Source organism: Cellulomonas hominis (assembly GCF_014201095.1).
Taxonomy (GTDB): Bacteria; Actinomycetota; Actinomycetes; order Actinomycetales; family Cellulomonadaceae; genus Cellulomonas; species Cellulomonas hominis.
Genome location: NZ_JACHDN010000001.1, coordinates 1,544,526 through 1,570,048 on the forward strand (window position 1 = coordinate 1,544,526; position 25,523 = coordinate 1,570,048).

Here is a 25,523-nt window from a genome sequence, read left to right on the forward strand (position 1 = left end):
GAGCTCCTGGGGGTCGGGTTCGGGGGACGGAGGGCGGGTCCGGCGGTCACTTCACGGCCCCGGCGGTGACGCCGCGGGTGAGGGTGCGCTGGAACAGGAAGAAGAAGACGAGCGTCGGCAGCAGCGACAGCAGGGACGCGGCGGCGAGCTGGGTGACGTCGAGGGTGTTCTGCCCCTTGAGGGCGGCCAGCGCGATGGGGATCGTCTGGGACTTCGGCGTGATCAGCATGATCATCGGGATGAAGAACTCGTTCCACGTCCAGACGAAGAAGAACACCAGCAGCACCGACATCGTGGGCCGCATGATCGGCGCGACGATCCGGGTGAGCACGACCCACCGGTTCGCCCCGTCGACGCGGGCGGCCTCGAGCATCTCGTGCGGGAACGTGCCGAGCACCGAGCCGAGCAGGTAGGTGCCGAACGCCGCCTGCAGCACCACGAAGATGATGACGACGGACCACACCGAGTTCTGCAGCCCGAGCGCCTGCGCGCCGGAGAACAGCGGGTAGATCAGCGCCTCCTGCGGCAGGATCGTCGCGAGCAGCAGCAGGAACACCACCCAGGTGCGGCCGCGCACGCGCCCGACGCCGAGGGCGTAGGCGCTGAGCATCGCGAGGGCCACGCCGAGCACCGCGACGACGCCGGCGATCAGCACGGAGTTCCCGAGGAGCTGCGGGTAGTCGACGCTGGACAGGTAGCGCTCGAACGCCGTCAGCGACCACTCCTCCGGCAGGGCCAGGGGCCCGCGGCGCGAGTAGTCGGCACCGGTCTTGAACGCGTTCGTCACCAGCAGGTAGAAGGGCAGCAGCATCACGACGCCGACCAGCGCGGCGACGAGCAGCACGAGCCAGCGCTGCCCGAGCAGCAGCACGGAGGCGCGGCGGTCGCGCGAGCGGCGCCGGCGGCCGCGGGCCGGGTCGGGCTCCGGGTGCCGCACGGGGGCGGGGGCGGTCGTCGTCGTCATCGGTCGGCCTCCACGGAACGCGCCTGCCAGAAGATGAGGCCGCCGGCGACCAGGCCGATGACCACCGCGAGCACCGTCGCCGAGGCGGCGCCGTAGCCGACCCGGGACAGCTCGAAGAAGTTCCGGTACGAGAAGAACGACGGCACGTAGGTCGAGCTCTCGGGGCCGCCCTTGGTGAGGATGAGCACGGGGGCGAACAGCTTCATCGCGCCGATCGTCGCGGTGAGCACGACCACGTAGATGTCGGTGCGGATGTGCGGCACGGTGATCGCACGGAACCGCCGCCACCAGCCGGCGCCGTCGAGCTCGGCCGCCTCGTACAGCTCGGGGTCGACCCGCTGGAGCGCCGACATGAAGACCACGACCGGGTAGCCGATCTGCAGCCAGACGAGCATGAGCATGATCGACCACAGCGCGATCGACGGGTCGCCGAGCCAGTCCGGCAGCGTCGTGACGCCGAGCGACCGGAGCACCGAGTTGAGCGCGCCGTCGCGGGTCTCGAGGATCCAGCTCCACACGACGCCGGCGACGGCGATCGGCAGGATCTGCGGCAGGTAGTAGCTCGCGCGGAGCACCGACGCCGCGCGGGAGCCGAAGCTCCGGCCGACGTGGTCGAACAGCAGGGCGGCGAGGACGAGGCCGATGATCGTCGGGACGACCGCCACCGCGCCGATCAGGTAGAGCGTGTTGCCGAACGAGCGCCAGAACACGTCGTCCTGCATCAGCTCGCGGTAGTTGTCGAGGCCGACCCAGGTCCGCGGCGCCAGCCCGCCCTTCCAGCTGAAGAAGCTGTACCAGAGGTTCATGACGAACGGGACGAGGACGACGGCGCCGAACCCGACGCCCATGGGGATCAGGTAGGCCCAGTAGCTGACGGGCCGGCGGGTGCGCACGGGCGACGCCGGGCGCGCGGGGGTGGTGGCTGTCATGGGGTGTGTCTCCCGGGGTGGGGGCGGGCCCGGGCCGGGGTCGTCCGGCCCGGGCCCTGCGGCTCAGGAGTCCTTGCCGGAGTCGTAGAAGTCCTGCAGCCCGGCCAGGAAGGACGCGGCGTCGGTGGACCCGTTCGTCATCGCCTGGAGCTCGCTCATCTGGAAGTCGAGCAGGCCCGGCACCGGGTAGTCCGGGTAGAACGACAGGGCGTCGGCGGCCTTGATCTGGTCGAACTGCTCGTTGAGCTCGCGCATCTTCGGGTCCTCGATCGCGGCGGTGTCGCCGGCGACCGGGATGCCGCCCTCCGAGGCGATCGCGTTCTGGACCTCGGGCGACAGGGTCGTGGCGATCCAGTCGTAGGCGAGCTCCTTGTTCGCCGAGTTCGCCGGGACGCTCCACAGGTGGCCGGACGCGCCGGCGTTCAGCGACGACTCCGGGAACGCGAAGGTGCCCCACGCGAAGTCCGCCTCCTCGGCGACCCGGCTGAACGACCACGTGCCCTGCGCCATGAACGGGAACTCCCCGGCGATGAACGCGCGCTCCATCTCGTCGGCCTTGATGCCGGCGAGCTGGGAGCCGAGGTAGCCCTTCTCGATCCAGTCCTGGAGCTGCGTGGTGCCGGCCTCGAACGCACCGGACGTCACGTCGGGCTCGCCCTGCAGGAAGATGAAGTCGTCGACCTCCTGGCGGTCCGCCTGCGCGGAGATGAGCTGCCACCAGGTCTGGAGCACCGCGTGCTCCCCGGCGTTGCTGGACACCGGGGTGATGCCGTCCGCGAGGAACGCGTCGAACATCTCCTCGAGCTCGGCCATCGTCGCCGGCGGGGCGTCGTAGCCGTGCTCGGCGAGCATGTCGGCGTTGTAGAAGAACGTGAAGAACGACGCCACGTTCGGCACGCCGTACCAGTCGCCGGAGCCCGCGTGGCCGTTCTCGTCGTACTTCGCGAGCGCGGCGACCGAGCCGGTGATGTCCTCGTCCCAGCCGTTCTCCTCGACCACGTCGGTCAGCGGGTCGAGCAGCCCCTGCGCGGCGAGCTGGCCGCCGTCGGCGTTGCCGGTGTTGACCAGCATCACGTCCGGGACGTCGTCGCCGGTCAGCAGGATCTTCGCGTTGGACCGGATCGAGTCGAAGCTCGTCGTGGCGAACTCGACGTCGACGTCGGGGTGCGCCTCGCGGAACATCTCGAGGGCGACCTGCCAGCCCTTGTACTGCGCGGTGGACGTCGTCTCGTACTGCAGGATCGTGAAGGTCGAGTCGTCGCCGCCCGACCCGCCGCCGCAGGCGGCGAGCGCCCCGCCCGCCAGGACCGTCACGGCCGCGGTGGCCACCGCCCGGAGCCTCGTTCGCGTCACAGCTTCCTCCCAAGTCGTCGCTGACTGTGCTGAGCTGCCGCCGCCCGCCGTGACCCGGACCGCTGCGGTGGTAACGCTACCTCCGGGTTCGTGACGCGTCTAGCAGGAAGTTCTCCCGGATTCTGTTGCGACTTGGTAACGTGACCTTTGACCAGCGAGGGAGCAGCGGTGGCGACTATCAAGGACGTGGCGCGACTGGCCGGTGTCAGCCCCATGACGGCGTCGCGCGTCGTGAACGGCACGGGCAACGTCGGCGCCGACGCCGCGGCGCGCGTGCACGACGCCGTGACGACCCTCGGCTACACCCGGAACCACGCCGCCTCCACGCTGCGGCGGCGCGGCGGCCCCACGTGGACGGTCGGCCTCGTGATCGAGAACGTGGCCAACCCGTTCCAGGCGCAGCTGCACCGCGAGATCGAGGACGCGGTGCGGGCGCGCGGCTCCCTCGTCCTGGCCGCCAGCACCGACGAGGACCCGCAGCGGATGGCGGAGCTCGTCCAGGAGCTCCGGTCGCGGCAGGTCGACGGGCTCGTCGTCGCCCCGCCGCCGGGCGACCAGTCCTACCTGGCCGTCGCGCGCCGGCAGGGCATCCCGGTGGTCCTCGTGGACCGGCCCGCGGACGGCATCGCCGCGCCCGCCGTGCTGTCCGACGGCCGCGCCGGGACGCAGGAGGCGGTCTCGCACCTCGTGGCGCACGGCCACCGGCGGATCGCCTACGTCACCGACCTGCGCTCCGCCACCATGCGGGAGCGGCACGCCGGGTTCCTCGACGGCCTGCGGGTGCACGGGCTCGACGCGGACCCGGCCGTCGTGCGCACCGACGTCGAGACGCCCGAGGCCGCGTACGCGACCGTGCTGCGGCTGCTCGACCTGCCGCAGCCGCCGACCGCCGTCGTCACCGGGCGCGACGGCACGACGATCGGGGCCCTGCGCGCGCTGCACCACGCGGGGGCGCAGCGCCGGGTGGCGCTCGTCGGGTTCGACGACGTGGAGCTCGCCGACCTCGTGGAGCCCGGGCTCACCGTGGTGGCGCAGGACCCCGTCGCCGTGGGGCGCAGCGCGGCGCGGCTGCTGCTCGACCAGCTCGCGCGGCCGGACGAGGTGGTCGAGGGCGTGCGGCTGCGGACGACGCTGATCCCCCGGGGGTCGGGGGAGATCCCGGCGGGCTGAGGCGCGCGCCGCCGGGACCCCTCCGGTCCGGGCCCGTCAGGCCCAGGGCGAGTCGATGTCGAACTCGTTCGCGACCGCCGTGATCTCCTCGCGGGTCAGGCCCTGCGCCTGCCGCCCCGCGACCAGGTCCATGTACTCGTACTTCGCTCCGGTCTCCGCGTACTCGACGCGGTCAACGGCCCGGGTGACCGAGAAGTCCGAGCGCGACATCGTGCCGTGCTTCGACCACAGCACGATCTCCCGCTCCCGCAGCCCCGCGACGTTCGCGGCCTGGAGCTCGTCGGAGCCCGGGATCATGAACTCCAGCACCTCGATGCCCTGGGACAGCGACACGATCGACTCCGGCTCCCAGCGCAGGATCGCCGCGTTCATCGCCTTCGTGTCCCGGTAGGCCGGGATGTGCGACAGGTACGTCAGGTGCGGCGGCTGGGCGTGCACGACCGCCTGGAAGTCGATGCCCCGGCGGGCGACCTGGTCCTGGTGCACCGCGAGGTGCGAGTTGAACTCCGAGGTCAGGCGCTCGAACAGGCGGCGTGGGGACGTGTACAGCGTCGCGGTCGTGCCGCCCTCGCGGACGCGGACCGCGCCGATCGCGGCCTCCGGGTCGTCCTTGAGCTGCCGCAGCCGGCGGCCGGACCCGGTCGCGAGGACGGTCTTCCCGGCGAGCGCCGGGGCCGCGAGGGGAAGCGTGATCTCCTCGGTGATCGGGAACCGGCGGCGCAGCTCGACGTCCCAGCCGATGTAGACCGAGATGTTCCCGGCGCCGGCCTCGGAGGCGTCGATGTCGCAGATGCGCGAGCCGGCCTCGCCCATGGCGGCCAGCAGCTCGTCGAGCTCGGGGAACGGTTCGTGCAGGGGCATGGCGTGTCCTTCTCGGTGGGTGGATCAGGGCCGGAGCCGGTCCTCGGCCCGTTGCCAGGCGAGGTCCGGACCCGTCGGGTCGTAGCGGACGAGGTCGACCGACGCGCGCACGACCTCGCGCACCGCGGTCAGCCCGCCGTCGATCTGGCCGAGGGCGAGCGCCTGCGTCAGCAGGTTCCCCATCGCCGTCCCCTCGACCGGTCCCGCCACCACCGGCAGCCCGGTGGCGTCGGCGGTGAGCCGGCAGAGCAGGGCGTTCCGGCACCCGCCGCCGACGACGTGCACGACCTCGACCGATCGCCCCGTGAGCGTCGAGGCCGTGCGGATGGCCCGGCGGTAGGCCAGGGCGAGCGAGTCGAGGATGCAGCGGGTGACCGCCGCCGGGTCCTCGGGGACGGGCTGGCCCGTCCGGCGCGCGGCGTCCGCGATCCGCGCGGGCATGTCCCCCGGCGGTGCGAACACCGGGTCGTCGACGTCGACCACGGTCCGCAGCGCCGGGACGTCCGCGGCGGCCGCCACGAGGTCCGCGACGTCCCGCGGGTCGCCCCGGTCGGCCCAGGTCCGCATGCTCTCCTGCAGCAGCCACAGGCCCGCGACGTTCCGCAGGTACCGGACGGTGCCGTCGACGCCGAGCTCGTTCGTGAAGTTCGCCGCCCGGCTGTCCTCGGTGAGGACGGGCTCGTCGAGCTCGAGGCCGACCAGCGACCACGTGCCCGACGACACGTACGCGGCGTCGCCCGCCATCGGCACCGCGGCCACGGCCGAGGCGGTGTCGTGCGAGCCGACCGCGACGAGCCGCGTGCCGGGGAGGCCGAGCTCGGCTTCCACGTGCGGCAGGAGGCCCCCGACGACCGTCGCCGGGGGGACGACCGGAGCGAGCAGCCGCGCCACGTCGCGGCCGGTGGCCGCGCGGACGGCGTCGAGCACCCGCGGGCTCCAGGTCCCGCTGCGGACGTCGAGGAGGCCGGTGGTGGACGCGTTGGTGAGCTCGGTGACGTGCCGGCCCGTGAGCCAGGCGCCGAGCAGGTCCGGGATCATGAGCAGCCGCTCGGCTGCCGCGAGCTGGGCGTCGCCCGCCGCCGCTGCGAGCTGGTACACCGTGTTGAACGGCTGCACCTGGGTGCCGGTGGTGGCGTAGTGCTCGGGCGCCGGGAGCGCGGCCGTCAGGCGCTCGGGCCAGCCGGCCGTGCGGGCGTCCCGGTAGTGCACCGGGTTGCCGAGCAGGGCGCCGTCCGGGTCCAGCAGGCCGTGGTCGACGGCCCACGAGTCGATCCCGATGCTCGCGACCGGTCCGGCTGCGCCCGCTGCGCCCGTGGCGCCCGCGGCGCGGAACCCCGCCGTGATGCCCGCCCACAGGGACAGGACGTCCCAGTGCAGGCGCTCCCCGGTCGGGGTCGGCACGGCGACCGGGCCGTTCGCGAACCGGGACAGCTCCTCGGTGCGCAGCCGGCCGCGCTCGAGGCGCCCGGCGATCACCCGGCCGCTGGAGGCGCCGAGGTCGACGGCGAGCATCGTCGGGAGTTCGGCGGGCATCGGGTCAGGCGCCCCAGCCGGCCTGGGTGCCGCCGACGCGGTCGGCGGCGATGCGCTCGGCGTAGCCGGAGGCGGCGTAGGCGGCGACCGGGTCGCGGGGCAGGCCGCGGTCCTCGCGCCAGTCCGCCAGGGCCGGGCGCACGTCGGTGTAGAACGCGTCCATGTAGATCGCGTTGGCGCCCAGGACGTCGCCGGCGTCCTGCGCGGCCCGGAGGGCGGCCTGGTCGATGAGCAGGGCGCGGGCGGTCATCTCCTGGACGTTGAGCACCGAGCGGATCTGCCCGGGGATCTTGTCCTCGATGTTGTGGCACTGGTCGAGCATGAACGCCACCGGGGACCCGGCCTCCAGGCCGCCGCCGCGCACGACCTCGGCGATGATCCGGAACAGCTGGAACGGGTCGGCCGCCCCCACGATCAGGTCGTCGTCGGCGTAGAACCTCGAGTTGAAGTCGAACGACCCGAGCCGGCCCAGGCGCAGCAGCTGGGCGACGATGAACTCGATGTTCGTCGACGGGGCGTGGTGCCCGGTGTCCAGGCACACCATCGCCCGCTCCCCGAGCGCCGTGACGTGGGCGTAGGACGTGCCCCAGTCCGGGACGTCCATCGTGTAGAAGTACGGCTCGAAGATCTTGTACTCCAGCACCAGCCGCTGGTGCTCGCCCAGGCGCGCGTAGATCTGCTGCAGGGAGTCCGCCAGCCGGTCCTGCCGGCCCCGGATGTCGCCCTGGCCCGGGTAGTTCGTGCCGTCCGGCAGCCAGATCTTCAGGTCCCGCGACCCCGTGGCGTCCATCACGTCGATGCACGCGAAGTGGTGGTCGATGGCCTTGCGCCGGATGCGCGGGTCGACGTGGGTCAGGGACCCGAGCTTGTAGTCGTCGTCCTGGAACGTGTTCGAGTTCACCGTCCCCAACCGCACCCCGAGGTCCTGGGCGTAGGCCGCGAGGGCGCCGTAGTCGTCCACCAGGTCCCACGGGATGTGCAGCGCCACGGACGGCGCCAACCCCGTGAGTCGATTCACCTGCGCCGCGTCCGCCAGCTTCTCCTGGATCGTGCGCGGCGTCCCGGGCGTGCTGAACACCTTGAACCGCGTCCCGGCATTGCCGAACGCCCACGACGGCAGCTCGATCGCCTGCCGGGCGAGGGTCTCGTTGAGGGCGGGGGTGAAAGACATGGGTCTCCTTCGACGTCGTGCGCTGAATCGTTTCACCGTGGTGACGCCCGTGTCAACCCGCGCGAGCCTCCCGCAACCGCCGCACTCCCCTTGCCACCACCCCCCGAGCCCCGGCGCGCGCCCCGCACCCGCACCCGCACCCGCACCCGCACCCGCACCCGCCGAGACTGCAGGATCCGACTGGGCCGGCACCCCACGGACCGGCGGATCCTGCCGTCTCGACGCAGCGGTGCGCCGAGGTTGCAGCAGATGCGGGGTTCGCGCGCCGCACGGCAGCAGGTACGGCAATCTCGGCGCACGGGCACGGGAGAGGGAGCGCGGGCGGGCACTGGCGGGCAGCCTCGGCTGACGGCCCGGTCGGTCAGCGTGGCGAAGCCGGTCCCGGACCCTCATGCCCAGAGGCACCGGCGGCCGGAGGACTACCGGCTGCTCGTGGCGTCCATGCCGGGCGTGTCCTCGGGGCGGCGCGTGAACCCGTTCCGCTGGGAGAAGCCGGCCCGCCGGCGCGCGGCGAACAGCTGCACGTCCGCCGCCCCGCGCCGCCGCGACTCCGCGAGCCGGCGGCGCAGGATCTCGCCCCCGAGACCGGGGCCCCACCCCGAGCCGTCCACGACAGCTCGGTCACGAACGCGTGCAGGGCGCCGTCGGAGATGACGCGCCCCATCCCGACGAGCCGGTCCTGGTCGTCGCGGGCGGTGCAGACGGGCCGGCTGACGTCGAGCGCGCTCTCGAAGCGCTCGATGCCCCACCGGGCCCAGCCGGTCTGGTCGGACGACGACGGAAACTCCGCCGCCAGACGGGCGGGAGGAGGCGAGCTCCGCGGCCGGATGCTCGCCACCCGGCCGGGACGCGCACGGGCCCCCGATCGGCGACCGGGGGCCCGTGACGCGCACCAGCTGCTAGTGGCAGGCGAGGCAGCGCAGCACCCGCCGGTCGGGACCGACGGTCGGGGCGCCGACGGCGTTGGTGGTCACGTTCGCCATCACGCCCTCCCGGACGTGCGCGGCGCACACGCCCGCCCCACAGCTCGTGCAGAAGGCCACGGCGGGCACCGTGTTCTCGATCTTGGCGTCCTCGTAGCAGAGCACCGCATCTCCCAGGTCGGTCTTATTGGAACTGTTCCAATATAGGACCCGGCTGCGCGCCCGAGGGGCGGCGGTCCTCATCGTGGACGCGTACCGTCCCGGGGACCCGGCTGCCTGCGCGTTCGCGGCCGAGCGGCCCGACCTCAGACCCCCTCGGCCCGCCCCTCGCGCCAGTACCCCATGAACGCCACGGCCTTCCGGTCCACCCCGCACGACCCCACGAGGTGCCGGCGGAGCGTCTTGATCGCCCCCGCCTCCCCCGCGAGCCACGCGTAGAGCGCCGCGGACCGCGCGAGCGGCTCCCCGGTGGCGTGGTCGACCGGCACCTCCCAGAGGATCCCGTGGTCGATGTCGACGTCCTCCAACGCGGCGCCGTCCGGCAGCGGGGCCTCGCCGGGCATGAGCCGGGCGCAGGCCGCCTGGACGGCGGGGACCAGCAGCGAGCCGTGCGCGGCGCCGTCGCGGGGCAACCAGCGCACGGTGACGCCCGCGGGCGCGTCGACGGGGATGGCGTCGCCGGTGACGGGGACCTCGACGATCGCCTCGCCGCGGGCGTCGCGGGGCAGGCGCTGGAGGATGCCCGCGATGGCGGGGGCCGCGGTCTCGTCGCCGGCGATCAGCAGCCGGTCGGCGTGCGCGGGCGGGACGAAGTCGATGCCGCCGGCCGGGCCGTCGTGCTCGCGGTTGGGGCCGAGGACGACCAGCCCGTCCCCGACGACCGCGCGGTTCGCCCACCGGGACGCCGGGCCGGCGTCGCCGTGCAGCACGATGTCGACGTCGAGCTCGCGGACGTCGTTCCGGGCGTCGCGGGCGGTGTAGGTGCGGATCGGGTGGCGCAGCTCGTCGGGCAGGTCGCGCCACTCCAGGTACCACTGCTCGCCCTGGGGGACGGAGTCGTAGCCGCAGGGGAGCGGGAGCAGCAGCTTGATGCGCTGGTCGTAGCCGTTGTCCGCGAACTGGTCGAGGTCGGGGCCGGTGAACGTGAACCGCCGGAAGGACGGGCTGAGGTCCACGATGCGCGCGACCCGGACGCCGAAGAACCGGAACGGCGTGGTGACGGCCGGTGCGGTGGTGGACGCGGTCATGCCGTCACCGTAACCCGTAGGCAAGGCTTACCTCACCCCCTGTGTGACACATCCCACAGGGTGGACGGTCACGCGGCCGACGTGCCGAACGCCAGGCCGAGCAGGTAGGTCGCAGCGGCGGCGCCGAAACCGATGGCCAGCTGGCGCAGCGCGCGCTTCGCGGGGCTCGACCCGGACAGCACGCCGACCGTCGCCCCGGTGCCGAGCAGCGCGACGCCGACCAGGCCGGACGCCAGCGCGACCGCGGGCCAGCCCTCCATGCCGAGCAGGTACGGCAGCACGGGGATCAGCGCGCCGGTCGCGAAGAAGCAGAAGCTCGCGGCGGCAGCACCGACCGCGGAACCCACCGTCTCGTGCTCGTCGACCTCCGGGGCGGCGTCGTCGGCCTCGTCGGCCCCGAGCGGCGCCCCGGCGGGCTCGTCCAGCACCGCCAGGTTCGCCAGCACGCTGCTCGCCCGGTCCCGGGCCGCGTCCTCGGACATGCCGCGCGCCCGGTAGACGAGGGCGAGCTCGTTCGCGTCGAGGTCCAGGTGCGGCAGCGCCTCGCGGGCCTGCCGGCTCGGCCGCGACGCCTCGAGCAGCTCGCGCTGCGACCGCACGGACACGTACTCGCCGGCGCCCATGGACAGCGCACCGGCGAGCAGGCCCGCCAGGCCCGTGAGCAGGACGGTCGACGTCGCGACGCCGGAGGCCCCGATGCCGAGCACCAGCGCGAGGTTGCTCACCAGGCCGTCGTTCGCCCCGAACACCGCCGCGCGGAACGTCCCCGAGATCCGGTTGCGCCCGCGCATCGCCAGGCTGCGGACGACCTCCTCGTGGATCCGCTCGTCGGCGGCCATCGTCGCGGTGGCGTCGACGTCGGACGCGTAGGCCGACCGGGACTCCGCGCGCTGCGCCAGGGCGAGCACGAAGACCCCGCCGAGCCGGCGCGCGAGCCAGCCGAGCACCCGCGACCGGTAGTCGCCGCGCAGGGGCCGCCCGACCTGGTCGCCCAGGAGGTCCAGCCAGTGCTGCTCGTGGCGCTTCTCGGCGTCCGCGAGCGCCAGCAGGATCGCCCGCTCCTCGCCGGTGCGGCGGGAGGCCAGGTCGCGGTAGGCGGCGGCCTCGGCGCGCTCGTCGGCGAGGTAGCGGCGCCAGCGGCGGATCTGCCGGCGGGTGGGCGCGACGGCGCCCGGGGAGGTCTCGGTGGGAGGCACGGTCCACCATCGTGGGGCCCGCAGAGCCGGGAGTCACGCGTTCCGGGCCGATTCGGGAGCCCGAATCGGCCCGTCCGCACGGCCCCTGGACCGGGTGCGGACGCCCGGGGCGCTCAATCCTCCCAGGGCGGCGTCTCGTCGAGCTTCGCGTAGTACTTCGCCAGGTGGCTCCGGACCCGGTCGGCGTCCTTCGCGGGCAGGTCGACGCCGCCGCGCGAGCCCTGCATCACGGCCGCCGCCGCGAACACGCCCCGCGGCACCGCGACGAGCCTCCCGTCCACCACGTCGGCGATCAGCAGCTTGTAGGCGGTGAAGTTCTGCTTCGCGTCGGCGTCGTACCAGACGTGGGCGTCGCGGTACTGCTCGTTCGGGTCGTCCTCGGCGCCGGCCCACGCGCGGACGCGCTCCTCGGCGGCAGCGCCGTCCCACGCGCGGTCGCGGTCGGCGAGCGGGAGGTCCTGGAACGCGGTGACGGCCATCTCGGGCTCCTCTCAGTCAGTCGGGGCGGCGGCGCGGAGCTTCTCGAGCAGGGGGCCGGCGGCCTCGTCGAGGAACCGCTGCTGCGCCGCGTCACCCACCTGCACCAGGGCGATGTCGGTGAAGCCGGCCTCCCAGTAGGCGCTCACGGCCTCGACCACGGCGTCCAGGTCCGGCCCGCACGGGATGGTCCCGGCGACGTCCTCGGGGCGGACGTACTGGCTCGCCGCCGCGAACGCCTCGGTGGTCGGCAGGTCCGCGTTCACGTGCCACCCGCCGGCGAACCAGCGGAACTGCTCGTGCGCCCGCTGCTTCGCGGCGTCGGCATCCGGGTCCCACGAGATCGGGATCTGCCCGATCTTCCGCGAGCGCGGCAGGTCCCCGGCCTCGGCGCGGGCCCGGTCCCAGCCCGCGATCAGGTCGGCCTCCGGCTCGGTGGTGATCAGGTGGTCCGCGAGCGGCGCGAACCGGGAGATCGACTGCGCTCCGGACACCGCCACGCCGATCTCCACCGGCTGCTCCGGCAGGTCCCAGACCTTCGCGGAGTCGACCCGGAAGTGCACGCCGTCGAACGTCAGGCGCTCCCCGTCGAGCAGCGCCCGGATGACCTCGACGGCCTCCTCGAGCATGTCGTGCCGCTCGCCGACGGCCGGCCACCGCTCCCCGACGACGTGCTCGTTGAGGCTCTCCCCCGCCCCGAGCCCGAGCGTGAACCGCCCGTCGGACAGCACGCCCAGGGTGGCGGCCTTCTGCGCGACGACGGCCGGGTGGTACCGGACGGTCGGGCAGGTCACGTAGGTCATGAGGTCGACGCGCGAGGTCACCTGGGCGACCGCACCGAGCAGCGACCAGGCGTACGGGGCGTGCCCCTGCTCGTCCAGCCACGGGAAGTAGTGGTCGCTGGACACGAGGAAGTCGAACCCGAGGCGCTCGGCGTCGCCGGCGTACCCGACGAGCTGCTTCGGGCCGGACTGCTCGGTCATGAGGGTGTACCCGAATCGCGTCATGCGACCCAGCCTCACCCCGCCCGCGGCGCCCGGCATCCGGAGCGCCACGGGCGGGACGACCGCGCGCGGTCAGGCCGCCGCGAGGGCGGCGCGGAGCGCGGCCGCCAGCGGGGTCGTCGGGCGGCCGATCAGGCGCGCCAGGTCCCCGCTCGTCCCGGCGAGCAGCCCGTCGCGGGTGTTCTCGTCGAGCGCGACGACGAACCCGGCGGTCCCCTCGTCCAGCCCGGCGGCGAGCAGGCCGGCGCGCCGCTCCTCGGAGGTCACGGCCCGGAACACCACGGGGCGCCCCAGCACCTCGGACGCGGCGGCGGCGAGGTCGTCGAAGCCCCACGCCACGTCGCCGGACAGCTCGTACACCGCGTCGTCGTGGCCCTCGGTGCGGAGCACGACGGCGGCCGCGGCGGCGAAGTCGTCGCGCGGGGCGCTGGCCACCCGGCCGTCCCCGACGGCGGCGACGATCTCGCCCGAGGCGGCGGCCTGCTGCACGTCGCCGACGTAGTTCTCCGTGTACCACCCGTTGCGCAGGATGGTGAAGGTCAGGCCGGACGCACGCAGGATCTCCTCGGTGGCCTTGTGCTCGGGCGCCAGCACGAGCGGCGACGTGTCGGCCTGCGGGGCGGACGTGTACACGAGGCGCCGGACGCCGGCGCCCTTGGCGGCCTCGATCACCGCGCGGTGCTGCTCGACGCGCTGCCCGACCTCGCTGCCGGAGACCAGCAGGACGACGTCGGCGCCCTCGACCGCGGCGGCGATCGTCTCCGGGCGGCCGTAGTCGACGGCGGCGACGCGCACGCCCTGCTCCGCGAGGTCCGCGAGCCGCTCGGTGCGCCGGCCGGTGGCGACGATGTCCGCGGCGGGCACGCCGTCGGCGAGCAGGTGCTGGACGACGAGGCGACCGAGGTGGCCGGTGGCACCGGTGACGACGTACGACATGGGAGTTCCTCTCGACGGATCGGCCGGGACGTCCCCGGCACCCGCCTGCAACCGGCGGTCGTGCGCCTACCTTCCCGATCGCCGGTACCCACTTTCGCGTAAGGTACTGGCATGACGGTAAGCATCGAGGCCAGCGCGCCGGGCACGTCGGGCGTCCTGCGCGAGCTCCTCACCGACGGCGTCCTGCCCGCGGCCTGCCCGTCCCGGATCGTGCTCGACCACGTGACCAGCAAGTGGGGCGTCCTCGTCCTCGTCGCCCTGTCGGAGGGGACCCTGCGCTGGGGCGGGCTGCGCCGGCTGGTCGAGGGCATCAGCGAGAAGATGCTCGCCTCCACGCTCCGCACGCTGGAGTCCGACGGCCTGGTGCTGCGCGAGGCGACCCCGTCGATCCCGCCGCGCGTCGACTACTCGCTGACCCCGCTGGGCCGGGACCTCGCGACGCACCTGCTGCCGCTGATGTCGTGGATCGTCGCGCACGCCGACGGCATGGTCCGCCGGGGCTGACGACGGACCGTCCAGCCGGCGCACAGGTCGGGCGCCTACGATGTCCGCTTCGCCACCCCTCCCCCGACTGAAGGACGAGCTCGTGCGCCGTACGGCTGCCACCATCCTCGCCGCGTCCCTGCTGCTGCTGGCGGGTTGCGGAGCCGACGACGCGGACGACTCCGCGTCCCCCAGCGCGTCGGCGTCCGCCTCGGTCGCCCCGACCGCGAGCGCCGAGGACATCGCCGCGCTCGAGGCCGTGACGGTCACCGGCGAGGCCGGCCAGCAGCCGACCCTGGAGTTCGAGCAGCCGTTCACGGTGTCCGCCCCGGTCGCGCGGGTCGTCACGCCCGGCACCGGCGAGACCGTCGAGGAGGGCCAGCTCGTCAGCGTGAACATCGCCGCCGTCAGCGGCGAGGACGGCAGCGAGCAGGGCGGCACCTACGGCAGCACCCCGCAGTCGTACGTCGCCGACGCGGCGAACCTGCCGGAGGCGCTGCTCGACGCGCTCCTCGGCGAGCAGGTGGGCGCGCGCCTGCTGTTCGCGAACCCGCTGGAGGAGGCGACGCTGCTGCTCGCCGTCGAGGTCATGGGCACGCAGTCCGTCCCGACCCGCGCCGAGGGCACCGCGGTGACGCCGCTGCCCGAGGGCCTGCCGACCGTCACCCTCGACGAGGACGGCGCCCCGTCCATCGAGACCGTCGACACCGACCCGCCGACCGAGCTCGTCGTCCAGCCGCTGATCCAGGGCACCGGCCCGGCGGTCGAGGCGGGGCAGACCCTCACCGTCCAGTACACGGGCTGGCTGTGGGACGGCACGCAGTTCGACTCGTCCTGGGAGCGCGGCTCCTCGTCGACCTTCCCGCTCAGCGGCGTCGTCCAGGGCTGGCAGCAGGGCCTCGCGGGCCAGCCGGTCGGCAGCCAGGTGCTGCTGATCATCCCGCCGGACCTCGGCTACGGCGACCAGGAGTCGGGCTCGATCCCGGCGAACTCCACGCTGATCTTCGTCGTGGACATCCTCGCCGCGTCCTGACGCACCGGCTCCGCGACACAGCACAGGGACCTCGGCCGCACCAGCGGCCGAGGTCCCTTCTGCTGTGCGACCGACGTGGTTAACCTGACCATCTGCGACCCCCGAACCCGGGAGACCTGGATGGACGCGGCAACGACGCCGACGGTCCGGAACGTGGCGCTGGTCGGCCACGGCGGATCCGGCAAGACGACACTCGCCGAGGCCCTGCTGCTGCGCTCCGGGGCGATCCCCCGGGCCGGGCGGGTCGAGGACGGCTCGACGGTCTGCGACCACGAGCCCGAGGAGGTGGCGCGGGGGTCCTCGGTGGCGCTCGGCGTCGCCGACCTGGACTGGACGTGCAGCCAGGGCTGCGCCCACCGGGTCACCCTGCTGGACACACCCGGGGCGCCGGACTTCGCCGGCGCGGTCGATGCGGCGCTGGCCGTCGCGGACCTCGCGGTGGTGGTGGTCAGCGCGGTCGACGGGGTCCAGTCCGGGACCGAGGCGGCATGGCGGCGGTGCGACGAGGCGGGGATCCCCCGCCTCGTCGTCGTTTCGCAGGAGGATCGCGCGCGGGCGGACTTCCACCGCGTGCTCGACCAGGTGCGCGACCTCGCGCGCCGGACCGGCCACGACCCGGCCGGCGTCGTCCCGCTGGAGCTCCCGCTCGGGGAGGAGCAGGCGCTGCACGGCGTCGCCGACGTGCTGTCCGACCGCGGCTTCGACTACGCGGCCGACGGCCGGCACCACGACTGCGACCTGCCCGCGGACGTCGCGGACGAGGAGCACCGCCTGCACGACGAGGTCACGGAGGAGATCGTCGCCCACGACGACGACCAGCTCGAGCGGTACCTGTCCGGTGACGAGCCGGATGCCGCGGACCTCGAGCGGACCCTCGCCCGCGAGGTGCTCGCGGGCGAGGCGATCCCGGTGCTCGTCGCGTCGGCCGCCACCGGCGTCGGCATCGACCGGATCGCCGACCTGGTCTGCGAGATCGGGCCGGCCCCCGCCGACCGGGCCACCCGGCTGCGGGTCGGGGGCGACGCGGGCGCCGAGACCGAGCTCCCCGCCGACCCCGCGGGCGAGACGGTGCTGCACGTGTTCCGGACGGTCGCCGACCCGTTCGTCGGCCAGGTCTCGGTGTTCAAGGTGCTGTCGGGCACGGTCCGCACCGGCGACAAGCTGGTCAGCACCGCGACCGGCACCGAGGAGCGCGTGCACGGCCTGTTCCGGCTGCGCGGCCGGGAGCACCTGCCGGTCGACGCCGTCCCGGCGGGCTCGATCGCGGCGGTCGCGAAGCTCGCCGGCACCCCGACGGGCGGCCTGCTGGCGGCGAAGGCCCAGCCCGTGCGGCCCGCGACGCTACCCGCCCGCGACCCGGTGCTGGCGATCGCCCTCGTTCCGGTCAGCCAGGCCGACGACGACAAGCTGTCCGCCGCGCTCACCCGGCTCGCCGCCGAGGACCCGACCCTGCGCGTGGACCGCACGCCGCACCAGACCGTCCTGCGCGGACTCGGGGACGCGCACCTGGCCGTGGCCGTCGACCGGCTCGCGCGGGTGTTCGGCGTGCACGTCACCACCGAGCCCGTGCGGATCGCCTACCGGGAGACCATCGCCCGCGGAGCCGAGGCCGAGGGCCGGCTGAAGAAGCAGTCCGGCGGTCACGGGCAGTTCGCCGTGGTGCAGCTCCGGCTCGCGCCGCTGCCGCCCGGGTCCGGGTTCGCGTTCGTCGACTCGGTCGTCGGCGGGGCCGTCCCCCGGTCGTACCTGCCGGCCGTCGAGCGCGGGGCCGCCGAGGCGCTCGCCGCCGGCGGGCCGCTCGGGCACCCCGTGGTGGACGTCCAGGTCGAGGTCTACGACGGCAAGTCGCACGCGGTCGACTCCTCCGACATGGCCTTCCGCACCGCCGCCGCGACCGGCGTCCGCGCCGCGCTGGCCGCCGCCGGGACCGTGCTCCTGGAGCCGACCGTGCACGTCACGGTGGTCGTGCCGACCGAGGTGCAGGGCGACGTGCTCGGCGACCTCTCGGGCCGGCGCGGGCGCATCACGTCGACCACGACCACCGACGACGGGCGGGTCCGGATCGACGCGGTCGTCCCCGAGGCGGAGGTCGTCCGGTACGCGCTCGACCTGCGGGCGCTCACCGGCGGGCACGGGGAGCTGACGCTGGCACCGGCGGACTACGAGGTGCGACCGGGGCACCTGGCGCCGGCCTGAGCGTCCCGCGCGGCGGGCCCAGCGCCCGGGTCCGCCGCGCGGGTCGGTGCCGGCGCGGGTCAGCGCCCGACCGCCTCCGGCACGGCCTCGCCCGTGCCCAGGCGTCCGGCGTACAGGTCGATCTTCATCTCGATCGCCGCCAGGTGCTCCGCCGCCTCGGCGAGCTGCGCCCGGACCGCGTCCCGGTGCGCCTGCAGCAGCGCCAGCCGCTGCGGCTCCGTCCCGTCGCCCCGCCGGACGAGGTCGGCGTACTCGCGGATCTCCCGGATCGGCATGCCGGTCGCCCGCAGCCGCGTCAGCAGGTGCAGCCAGCCGAGGTCGCGCTCCGTGTACCGCCGGTGGCCCGACGACGCCCGCTCGACGGCGTCGAGCAGCAGCCCGTCCCGCTCGTAGTACCGCAGGGTGTGCGGGGAGAGCCCGGTCGCGGCGGCGGCCTCGGCGATGGTGAGCGTGCGCGTCGGCGTCTGGTCGGTCACCGTCCCAGCATGCGCCGCGGGGTCAAGCCGCCGGGTCGTTAGGCTCGGTGGGCCCCCGGACACCCGCCGCAGCAAGGAGCACCGCCGTGCGTCAGCCCACCCGCTGGGAGCAGATCGGCCAGCAGAACCCCGACCGCTCGCAGTGGTACGTCGAGCGGTTCCGGACGATGGCCGCGCAGGGCGCCGACCTGGCCGGCGAGGCCCGGATGATCGACGCGATGGTCCCCCGGGGCGCGCGCGTCCTGGACGCCGGGTGCGGCCCGGGCCGGGTGGGCGGCGAGCTGGCGCGGCGCGGGCACACCGTGGTGGGCGTCGACGTGGACCCGGTGCTGGTCGAGGCGGCGCGGGCGGACCACCCGGACGGGACGTGGCTGGTCGGGGACCTCGCGGAGCTGGACCTGCCGGCCGCGGGGGTCGCGGAGCCGTTCGACGTCGCCGTGATGGCGGGGAACGTGCTGACGTTCCTCGCGCCGGGCACGGAGGCGGAGGTGCTGCGCCGGATCCGCGCGCACCTGGTCCCCGGCGGGCGGCTCGTGGTCGGCTTCGGCGCGGGGAGGGGCTACCCGTTCAACACCCTCGCCCTGGACGCCCGGGAGGCCGGCCTCCAGGTGCAGCACCGCTTCGGGACGTGGGACCTGCGCCCGTTCGAGCCGGACTCCGACTTCCTCGTCGCCGTCCTCGCGTAGGGCGCGCGCCGGCCGAGGTCGATGGTTCCGCCCCAGGTCGTCGGTTGCGCACCGTGGCAGACAGGCGCAACCGACGACCTCGCCGGGAGGGGACCGGCGGTCAGCGGCGGACGGTCTCCGCCTCGCGGGCGCGCGCGGCCGTCGCCGTGCGCTGGCGGTAGACCACGTACGGGCGGGCCAGGTACGCCAGCGGCACCGACCACACGTGCACGAGGCGCGTGAACGGCCACACCGCCATCAGCAGGCACGCCAGGATGGCGTGCGCCCCGTACACGGCGGGTGCGTCCGCGATGAGCGACGGGTCCGGGTCCAGCGCGAACAGGCCCCGGAACCAGACCGAGATCGTGCCGCGGTACTCGTACCCGGACCCGAACACGTTGATGGCCACGGTCTGCCACATGCCGACGAGGATCTCGGCGGACAGCAGCGCGTACAGCACGCGGTCCATCGGGGTCGTGACGGCCTTGATCCGCTCGGAGTACACGAACCGCCGCAGCAGCAGGATCGCCAGGCCGGCGCACAGCACGACGCCCGCGACGGTGCCGCCGGCCACCGCGACCACGTGGTACGTGTGGTCCGAGATGCCGACGGCCCGCGTCCAGGACTCGGGGACCAGCAGGCCGCCGATGTGCCCGACGATGACGAACAGGGCGCCGAAGTGGAACAGCGGCGACCCGAGGGCCAGCCACTTCTTCTCCAGCACCTGGCTGGTGCGGGTGGTCCAGCCGAACTGGTCGGCCCGGTAGCGCCACACGTGGCCGACCACGAACACGGCCAGGCAGACGTAGGGCAGCACCACGAAGGCGAGGGTGTCCCACATGGTCAGCGTCCTCCGGAGGGGGTGGGGCACGCGGCGTCGTCGGTGGACCAGCCGGGGCCGTAGGGGGCGAGGGTGATCTCGGCGCCGACCGTGTCGGTGGGGGCGCCGGCGAGCGTGAACGCGTCGACCGCCGCGTGCGAGGCGGCGGGCGCGGGGCCGAGCAGGGCGTCGAGCGCGTCGAGCACCCGCGCGTACGGGGACCGCCGGTCGGCGAGGGCGCGGCGGATCAGCTCGATGCCGGCGCGGTGCGACCGCAGCACGCCCTCCCCGAGCGCGGTGCCCGCGTAGGCGGCGAACTCGAGGACGAGCGGCAGGTGGTCGGGCAGCTCGTCCTCGGGCGGGGTGAACCCGCAGGCGCGGTACCGCTGCTTGATCGCGAGCAGGGCGGCGCCTCGGCGGCGGGTGTCCCCGTGCAGGTAGTACGACAGGTACAGCGCGGACGAACGCCGCAGGTCGAACGCCTCGACGTACGCGGCGCGCGCCTCGGCCGGGGTCTGCGCGGCGAACGAGTCCCAGAACGCCCGCAGGTGCTCGGCGGGCTCCGACGCGGGCAGGTCCCGCACCGACGCCGCGAGGTCGTCGGCCAGGGCGTAGAGGTCGTCGTCGGGGTACCCGAGCAGCACCGAGCACAGCGCGAGCACGTCGGCCCGCGCCGGGACCTCGGGGACGTCGCGGCGGCGCGACCGGCGCAGCAGCGGCACCCGGACGGCGGTCACGACGGGCCCCGGCGCTGCAACGTCAGTGCGACCGGACCACCGCCGGGCCCGCCGCCCGGGCCGCCCATGCCGGGTCCGCCGGGGCCGTCGAGGGAGCAGCCGGACGCCCACGACGCGAGTTCGGCGGCGTCCTCCTTGTGGGCCTTCGGGACGACGTAGCGGTCGGACATCTTGGCGATCGCCAGCAGCCGGTACAGGTCCTCGGCATCCCTCTCGGACATCCCGGCGCCCGCCAGGGCCCGCGAGTCCGCGGACCCGTCGATGCTCCGCCGGCGCATGTGCGCCCGGACGGCCGCGAGCTTCTGCAGCACCCCGGCGACGACGTCCACGTCACCGGCGGTGAACAGGCTCGCCAGGTACTCCATCGGGATCCGCAGCGCGGTGATGGTGTGGAAGATGTCGTCGGCGTCCGCGTCGTCGGCCCCGCGGGACGTCGTGGCGTCGAGCACCGGCGACAGCGGCGGGATGTACCAGACCATCGGCAGCGTCCGGTACTCCGGGTGCAGCGGCAGGGCCACCTTGTGCCGGGAGATGAGCTGCCAGATCGGGGAGGCCTGCGCGGCGGCGATCCAGTCGTCCGCGATGCCGGCCGCCCGGGCCGCCTGCTGGACCTCCGGGTCGTCCGGGTCCAGGAACACCGACCGCTGGGCGTCCAGCAGGTCCGCGGGGTCGACCACCGAGGCCGCGGCGGCCACCGCGTCGGCGTCGTACAGCACCAGGCCGATGTAGCGCAGCCGCCCGACGCAGGTCTCCGCGCACACCGTCGGCAGGCCGGCCTCGATGCGCGGGAAGCAGAACGTGCACTTCTCGGCCTTGCCGGTCCGGTGGTTGACGTAGACCTTCTTGTACGGGCAGGCCGACACGCACATCCGCCAGCCGCGGCACTTGTCCTGGTCGACCAGGACGATGCCGTCCTCGACCCGCTTGTACATCGCGGACGACGGGCACGCCGACACGCACGCGGGGTTGAGGCAGTGCTCGCAGATGCGCGGCAGGTGGAACATGAACGTCTGCTCGAACGACATCCTGACCTGCTCGGTCATGGCGTCGAGGTTCGGGTCCTGCGCGGCGTGCAGCGGGGAGCCGGCGAGATCGTCGTCCCAGTTCGAGCCGCCGGAGACCTTCATCTCCTTGCCGGTGATCGCGCTGCGCGGGCGGGCGACCGGGATGTCCGACCCGGCCGGCGCGGAGATCAGCGTGTCGAAGTCGTACGTGGCGGGCTCGTAGTAGTCGTCGAGCTCCGGCAGGTCCGGGTTCGAGAAGATGGTCGCCAGCCGGCGCAGCCGCCCGCCGGAGCGCAGCCGCAGCCGGCCCTTGCGGTCCAGCTCCCAGCCGCCGCGCCAGCGGTCCTGGTCCTCGTACCGGCGCGGGTAGCCGACGCCGGGCTTCGTCTCGACGTTGTTGAACCAGACGTACTCGACGCCGTCGCGGTTCGTCCACGTCTGCTTGCACGTCACCGAGCAGGTGTGGCACCCGATGCACTTGTCCAGGTTCATCACCATGGCGACCTGAGCCATGACTCTCATCGCGCTTGCCCTTCGCTCGTTCCTCGCAGGTCGGGCACAGCACGGCGCCTCCGCAGCTCCCGCATCAGTACTGCACCTCCTGCGAGCGCCGCCGGATGACGGTCATCTCGTCGCGCTGGTTGCCCGTCGGGCCGTAGTAGTTGAAGGCGTAGGTGAGCTGTGCGTAGCCGCCCAGCAGGTGGGAGGGCTTGAGCAGGATCGCCGTCAGCGCATTGTGGATGCCGCCGCGCCTGCCGGAGGCCTCGGCCTTCGGGACGTCGATGTTCCGGTCCTTCGAGTGGTACATGTACGCGGTGCCGGTGGGCATCCGGTGCGAGACCACGGCCCGGGCGACGACGACGCCGTTGCGGTTGACGCCCTCGATCCAGTCGTTGTCCTCGATCCCGGCCGCCTCGGCGTCCGCGACCGACATCCAGATGGTGGGGCCGCCGCGGGAGAGCGCGAGCATGTACGGGTTGTCCTGGAACTGCGAGTGCATCGACCACTTGGAGTGCGGGGTCAGGTACCGCACGGTGACCTCGGCGCCGCCGACCCCGGACGAGGGCCGGCCGAAGTGCCGCGCCATGTCCAGCGGCGGCCGGTACGCGGGCAGCTGCTCCCCGAGGTCCGCGAGCCAGTCGTGGTCGAGGAAGAAGTGCTGCCGCCCGGTGAGGGTGTGCCAGGGCTTGGACCGCTCGGTGTTGATGACGAACGGCGAGTACCGCCGGCCGCCGTGCTCCGAGCCGGACCACTCGTAGGACGTGAACACCGGCTGCGGGCCGGTCAGGGTCTGCGCGAACGTCACCTGCCGGTCGCGGTTCTCCTCCGAGAGGTCGGACAGCTGCTTGCCGACCCGCTTCTCCAGCGCCTGGAACCCCGCGTGCGCCACGTGCCCGTTGGTGGTGCCGGACAGCGCGAGGATCGCCTCGCAGACGTGCGCGGCGGTGTCGAGCACGGGCCGGCCCGCGGCCACGCCCTCCTCGCGCCGGCCGTTGGCCTTGAGCAGGTGCTCGACGGCCTGCTCCGGCACGACCGTCACGCCCTTGGTCGTCGTGCCGACCGTGGAGATCAGCGGGCCGAGCGCGCGCATCTTCTCGCCGATCGCGGCGTAGTCCCGCTCGATGACGACCAGGCGCGGCATCGTCACGCCCGGGATCGGGTCGCACTCGCCGGCCTTCCAGTCGCGGGCGACGCCCCCGGGCTGGGCCATCTCGTCGGGGGTGTCGTGGGTCAGCGGCGCGGCGATGACGTCGGTCCGCCTCCCCAGGTGCACGGCACCGAGCTGGGCGACCTTGTCCGCCAGGCCGGCGAACGCGTCGTGGTCGGTCCGGGCCTGCCACGGCGGGGCGATCGCCGCGTTGAGCGCGTGCACGAACGGGTGCATGTCCGTGGTCGAGATGTCCTGCTTCTCGTACCAGGTGGCCGCCGGCAGCACGATGTCCGAGAACAGCGACGTGGACGTCATCCGGAAGTCGATGTTCGTCAGCAGGTCGAGCTTGCCCTCGGGGGCCTGCTCCCGCCACGTGACGTCCGTCGGCCGCCGGTCCTCGGGGGCCTCGGTGGCGCGCAGCGCGTTGTCCGCGCCGAGCAGGTGCTTGATGAAGTACTCGTTGCCCTTGGCGGAGTTGCCGATGAGGTTGGCCCGCCAGACGGTGAGCACGCGCGGCACGTTGTGCGGGGCGTCCGGGTCCTCGAGCGCGAACTTGAGCCGCCCGGCCTTGAGCTCCTCGACGACGTGGTCCGGCACCGGGGTGCCGGCCGCGGCGGCCTCGTCGCACAGGTCGAGCGGGTTCCGGTCGAAGCCCGGGTGGCCGGGCGTCCAGCCCATCCGGGTGGCCTGCGCGAGGCAGTCCATCATCGTGCGGCCGGACATCGTGCCCGGGCCGGCCGGCGACGCGAGCTCGTCCGGGCCGAAGCCGTCGTACCGCCACTGGTCGGTCGCGACGTACCAGAACGCCGTGCCCGCCATGTGCCGGGTCGGCCGCTGCCAGTCGAGCGCGAACGACAGGTGCTGCTGCCCGGTCACCGGGCGGGCCTTCTCCTGGCCGACGTAGTGCGCCCAGCCGCCGCCGTTCACGCCCTGGCAGCCCGTGAGCGTGAGCAGCGCGATGAACGTCCGGTAGATGGTGTCCGAGTGGTACCAGTGGTTCGTCCCGGCGCCCATGATGATCATCGAGCGGCCGCGGGTCTGCTCCGCGTTGCGGGCGAACTCCCGGGCGATCCGGGTGCACTGCTCGGCGGGGACGCCGGTGATCGCGGCCTGCCATGCCGGGGTGCCCGGGGACTCCGCGTCGTCGTATCCGGTGGGCCAGGTGCCGGGCAGGCCGTCCCGCCCGACGCCGTACTGCGCGAGCATGAGGTCCAGCACGGTCGTCACCAGCCGGCCGCCGACCACGCGGGCCGGGACGCCGCGGTCGACGACCCCGCCGCCCTCGGTCTCGCCGACGTCGAACCGCGGGAGCCGCACCACGACGCCCGATGCCGCCGCGTCGCCGTGCAGGGTGAGCACGGGCTCGACGTCGCCGAGGTCGAGGTTCCACCGGCCGACGCCCTCATCCGTCCAGCGGTCCGCGAGGGTGCCCGCGGGGACGGTCGGCTCGCCGGTGGCCGCGTCGAGCACGACGGGCCGGAACTCGGGGCGGGCACCGAGGGCACCGCGCGCGCCGGTCGCCTCGCCGGCCAGGTCCGCCGCCGTGAGGAACTTCGCGGCCCGGTACGTGCCGTCCGCCCCGGGCTCGAGCGTGATGAGGAACGGCGCGTCGGTGAACCGCCGCACGTAGTCCGTGAAGTACGGGACCTGCCGGTCGCGGTGGAACTCCGCGAGGATCACGTGCCCCATGGCGAGCGCGAGGGCGCCGTCCGTGCCGGGGGCCGGGGCCATCCAGTCGTCGGCGAACTTCACGTTGTCCGCGTAGTCCGGGCTGACCGCGACGACCTTCGTGCCCTTGTACCGGACCTCCGCGAGCCAGTGCGCGTCCGGGGTCCGGGTCACCGGGACGTTGGAGCCCCACATCATCAGGTAGCCGGCGTTCCACCAGTCGCCCGACTCCGGGACGTCGGTCTGGTCGCCCCACACCTGCGGGCTGGCCGGGGGCAGGTCGGCGTACCAGTCGTAGAAGCTCAGCAGGGTCCCGCCGATCAGCGACAGGAACCGGGTGCCGGCCGCGAACGACGCCATCGACATCGCGGGGATCGGCGTGAAGCCCACGCAGCGGTCGGGGCCGTAGGACTTGATAGTGTGCACGTGGGCGGCGGCCATGATCTCGGTCGCCAGGTCCCAGTCGGCGCGGACGAAGCCGCCGGTGCCGCGGGCGCGCTTGTAGATCGTCGCCTTGAGCGGGCTCTCCACGATCTCGGCCCAGGCCAGCACCGGGTCGCCGAGCCGGCAGCGGGCGTCGAGGTAGAGGTCCAGCAGCACGCCGCGGATGTACGGGTAGCGCACCCGGGACGGCGAGTACGTGTACCAGCTGAACGACGCGCCGCGGGGGCAGCCGCGGGGCTCGTACTCCGGGCTGTCCGGGCCGGTCGTCGGGTAGTCGGTGCCCTGGTGCTCCCAGGTGATGAGCCCGTCCTTGACGTACACGTCCCAGGCGCACGACCCGGTGCAGTTCACGCCGTGGGTGGACCGCACCACCTTGTCGTGGGCCCACCGCTGCCGGTAGAAGGTGTCCCAGTCGGAGTCGTCGGTCTCGACCAGCGCGTGCGCGCTGTCGAGCATCTCGGAACCCCCGAGGCGGCCCCGGGCGGCGAGGAGGCCGCGGAGCATCGGGGACGGGCCGGCGGAGTGACCGGCGGGGGCGTCGGTGGTCATGCAGCGTGCTCCTCGGGGGCGGAGGTTGGGCCA

The 25,523-nt window shown here is 74.0% G+C and carries 23 protein-coding genes; 5 read left to right on the forward strand and 18 right to left on the reverse strand.

Annotation, left to right across the window (positions count from 1 at the left end; all coding sequences use genetic code 11):
• Positions 1 to 46: 46 nt before the first annotated feature.
• The 3 genes from HNR08_RS07310 to HNR08_RS07320 form a co-directional block, all read right to left on the reverse strand.
• Entirely contained in the window at positions 47 to 964 is a 918-nt protein-coding gene (locus tag HNR08_RS07310) for a carbohydrate ABC transporter permease (protein ID WP_146840545.1), read from the reverse strand.
• Complete coding sequence (locus tag HNR08_RS07315) at positions 961 to 1,893, reverse strand: carbohydrate ABC transporter permease (RefSeq protein WP_246581789.1); 933 nt, start codon at positions 1,891 to 1,893, stop codon at positions 961 to 963. Before HNR08_RS07315 ends, HNR08_RS07310 begins: the two co-directional genes overlap by 4 nt.
• A gap of 63 nt (positions 1,894 to 1,956) precedes the next feature.
• A complete protein-coding gene (locus HNR08_RS07320) occupies positions 1,957 to 3,222 on the reverse strand; it encodes an ABC transporter substrate-binding protein (RefSeq protein WP_146840546.1) in 1,266 nt (421 codons plus the stop codon).
• Positions 3,223 to 3,414: 192 nt separating this feature from the next.
• Between HNR08_RS07320 and HNR08_RS07325 the strand changes: the two genes are divergently transcribed.
• A complete protein-coding gene (locus HNR08_RS07325) occupies positions 3,415 to 4,416 on the forward strand; it encodes a LacI family DNA-binding transcriptional regulator (RefSeq protein WP_146840547.1) in 1,002 nt (333 codons plus the stop codon).
• Positions 4,417 to 4,452: 36 nt separating this feature from the next.
• On the opposite strand, the gene HNR08_RS07330 is transcribed toward HNR08_RS07325, so the two are convergent.
• The 10 genes from HNR08_RS07330 to HNR08_RS07375 all read right to left on the reverse strand — a co-directional run bounded on the left by HNR08_RS07330 (position 4,453) and on the right by HNR08_RS07375 (position 13,764).
• On the reverse strand, positions 4,453 to 5,277 hold the full coding sequence (locus HNR08_RS07330; protein ID WP_146840548.1) for a class II aldolase/adducin family protein: 825 nt from the start codon (positions 5,275 to 5,277) through the stop codon (positions 4,453 to 4,455).
• Positions 5,278 to 5,301: 24 nt separating this feature from the next.
• Positions 5,302 to 6,810, reverse strand: a complete 1,509-nt coding sequence (locus HNR08_RS07335; RefSeq protein ID WP_183834914.1) for a rhamnulokinase — start codon at positions 6,808 to 6,810, stop codon at positions 5,302 to 5,304.
• Between the two features lie 4 nt (positions 6,811 to 6,814).
• Positions 6,815 to 7,981: an L-rhamnose isomerase gene (gene rhaI / locus HNR08_RS07340; protein WP_146840902.1), complete on the reverse strand. Its 1,167-nt coding sequence runs from the start codon at positions 7,979 to 7,981 to the stop codon at positions 6,815 to 6,817.
• A 419-nt stretch (positions 7,982 to 8,400) separates the two neighbouring features.
• Positions 8,401 to 8,592 (reverse strand): hypothetical protein, encoded by a 192-nt coding sequence (locus HNR08_RS07345; protein WP_146840903.1) that lies wholly within the window; start codon positions 8,590 to 8,592, stop codon positions 8,401 to 8,403.
• Between the two features lie 288 nt (positions 8,593 to 8,880).
• Complete coding sequence (locus HNR08_RS07350) at positions 8,881 to 9,069, reverse strand: DUF2180 family protein (protein ID WP_183834916.1); 189 nt, start codon at positions 9,067 to 9,069, stop codon at positions 8,881 to 8,883.
• A gap of 140 nt (positions 9,070 to 9,209) precedes the next feature.
• Positions 9,210 to 10,151 (reverse strand): siderophore-interacting protein, encoded by a 942-nt coding sequence (locus HNR08_RS07355; RefSeq protein WP_146839510.1) that lies wholly within the window; start codon positions 10,149 to 10,151, stop codon positions 9,210 to 9,212.
• A gap of 68 nt (positions 10,152 to 10,219) precedes the next feature.
• Positions 10,220 to 11,347: a VIT1/CCC1 transporter family protein gene (locus HNR08_RS07360; protein ID WP_146839512.1), complete on the reverse strand. Its 1,128-nt coding sequence runs from the start codon at positions 11,345 to 11,347 to the stop codon at positions 10,220 to 10,222.
• Positions 11,348 to 11,460: 113 nt separating this feature from the next.
• Positions 11,461 to 11,826 (reverse strand): hypothetical protein, encoded by a 366-nt coding sequence (locus tag HNR08_RS07365; protein WP_146839514.1) that lies wholly within the window; start codon positions 11,824 to 11,826, stop codon positions 11,461 to 11,463.
• 12 nt (positions 11,827 to 11,838) lie between these two features.
• Entirely contained in the window at positions 11,839 to 12,831 is a 993-nt protein-coding gene (locus tag HNR08_RS07370; RefSeq protein WP_146839516.1) for a TIGR03557 family F420-dependent LLM class oxidoreductase, read from the reverse strand.
• Positions 12,832 to 12,900: 69 nt separating this feature from the next.
• Positions 12,901 to 13,764, reverse strand: coding sequence for an SDR family oxidoreductase (locus tag HNR08_RS07375; protein WP_146839518.1), 864 nt, complete (start codon positions 13,762 to 13,764; stop codon positions 12,901 to 12,903).
• Between the two features lie 111 nt (positions 13,765 to 13,875).
• On the opposite strand from HNR08_RS07375, the gene HNR08_RS07380 reads away from it, so the two are divergent.
• From HNR08_RS07380 to HNR08_RS07390, 3 genes are all read left to right on the forward strand, one after another.
• Positions 13,876 to 14,268, forward strand: a complete 393-nt coding sequence (locus HNR08_RS07380) for a winged helix-turn-helix transcriptional regulator (RefSeq protein ID WP_146839520.1) — start codon at positions 13,876 to 13,878, stop codon at positions 14,266 to 14,268.
• Positions 14,269 to 14,350: 82 nt separating this feature from the next.
• Positions 14,351 to 15,280: an FKBP-type peptidyl-prolyl cis-trans isomerase gene (locus HNR08_RS07385; protein ID WP_246803126.1), complete on the forward strand. Its 930-nt coding sequence runs from the start codon at positions 14,351 to 14,353 to the stop codon at positions 15,278 to 15,280.
• A gap of 120 nt (positions 15,281 to 15,400) precedes the next feature.
• Positions 15,401 to 17,476, forward strand: a complete 2,076-nt coding sequence (locus HNR08_RS07390) for an elongation factor G (RefSeq protein ID WP_146839524.1) — start codon at positions 15,401 to 15,403, stop codon at positions 17,474 to 17,476.
• Between the two features lie 59 nt (positions 17,477 to 17,535).
• On the opposite strand, the gene HNR08_RS07395 is transcribed toward HNR08_RS07390, so the two are convergent.
• On the reverse strand, positions 17,536 to 17,952 hold the full coding sequence (locus HNR08_RS07395) for a MerR family transcriptional regulator (RefSeq protein ID WP_146839526.1): 417 nt from the start codon (positions 17,950 to 17,952) through the stop codon (positions 17,536 to 17,538).
• 86 nt (positions 17,953 to 18,038) lie between these two features.
• Between HNR08_RS07395 and HNR08_RS07400 the strand changes: the two genes are divergently transcribed.
• A complete protein-coding gene (locus HNR08_RS07400; protein WP_246803127.1) occupies positions 18,039 to 18,638 on the forward strand; it encodes a class I SAM-dependent methyltransferase in 600 nt (199 codons plus the stop codon).
• Positions 18,639 to 18,738: 100 nt separating this feature from the next.
• On the opposite strand, the gene narI is transcribed toward HNR08_RS07400, so the two are convergent.
• The 4 genes from narI to HNR08_RS07420 all read right to left on the reverse strand — a co-directional run bounded on the left by narI (position 18,739) and on the right by HNR08_RS07420 (position 25,490).
• The gene (gene narI, locus HNR08_RS07405; RefSeq protein ID WP_146839528.1) at positions 18,739 to 19,458 is read right to left on the reverse strand and encodes a respiratory nitrate reductase subunit gamma; all 720 of its coding nucleotides are present in this window, start codon (positions 19,456 to 19,458) and stop codon (positions 18,739 to 18,741) included.
• A gap of 2 nt (positions 19,459 to 19,460) precedes the next feature.
• Complete coding sequence (narJ, locus tag HNR08_RS07410; RefSeq protein ID WP_168430426.1) at positions 19,461 to 20,174, reverse strand: nitrate reductase molybdenum cofactor assembly chaperone; 714 nt, start codon at positions 20,172 to 20,174, stop codon at positions 19,461 to 19,463.
• Complete coding sequence (narH, locus tag HNR08_RS07415; protein ID WP_146839532.1) at positions 20,171 to 21,700, reverse strand: nitrate reductase subunit beta; 1,530 nt, start codon at positions 21,698 to 21,700, stop codon at positions 20,171 to 20,173. The genes narJ and narH overlap by 4 nt, the downstream gene beginning before the upstream one ends.
• A gap of 64 nt (positions 21,701 to 21,764) precedes the next feature.
• Entirely contained in the window at positions 21,765 to 25,490 is a 3,726-nt protein-coding gene (locus HNR08_RS07420) for a nitrate reductase subunit alpha (protein ID WP_246803128.1), read from the reverse strand.
• Positions 25,491 to 25,523 lie beyond the last annotated feature (33 nt).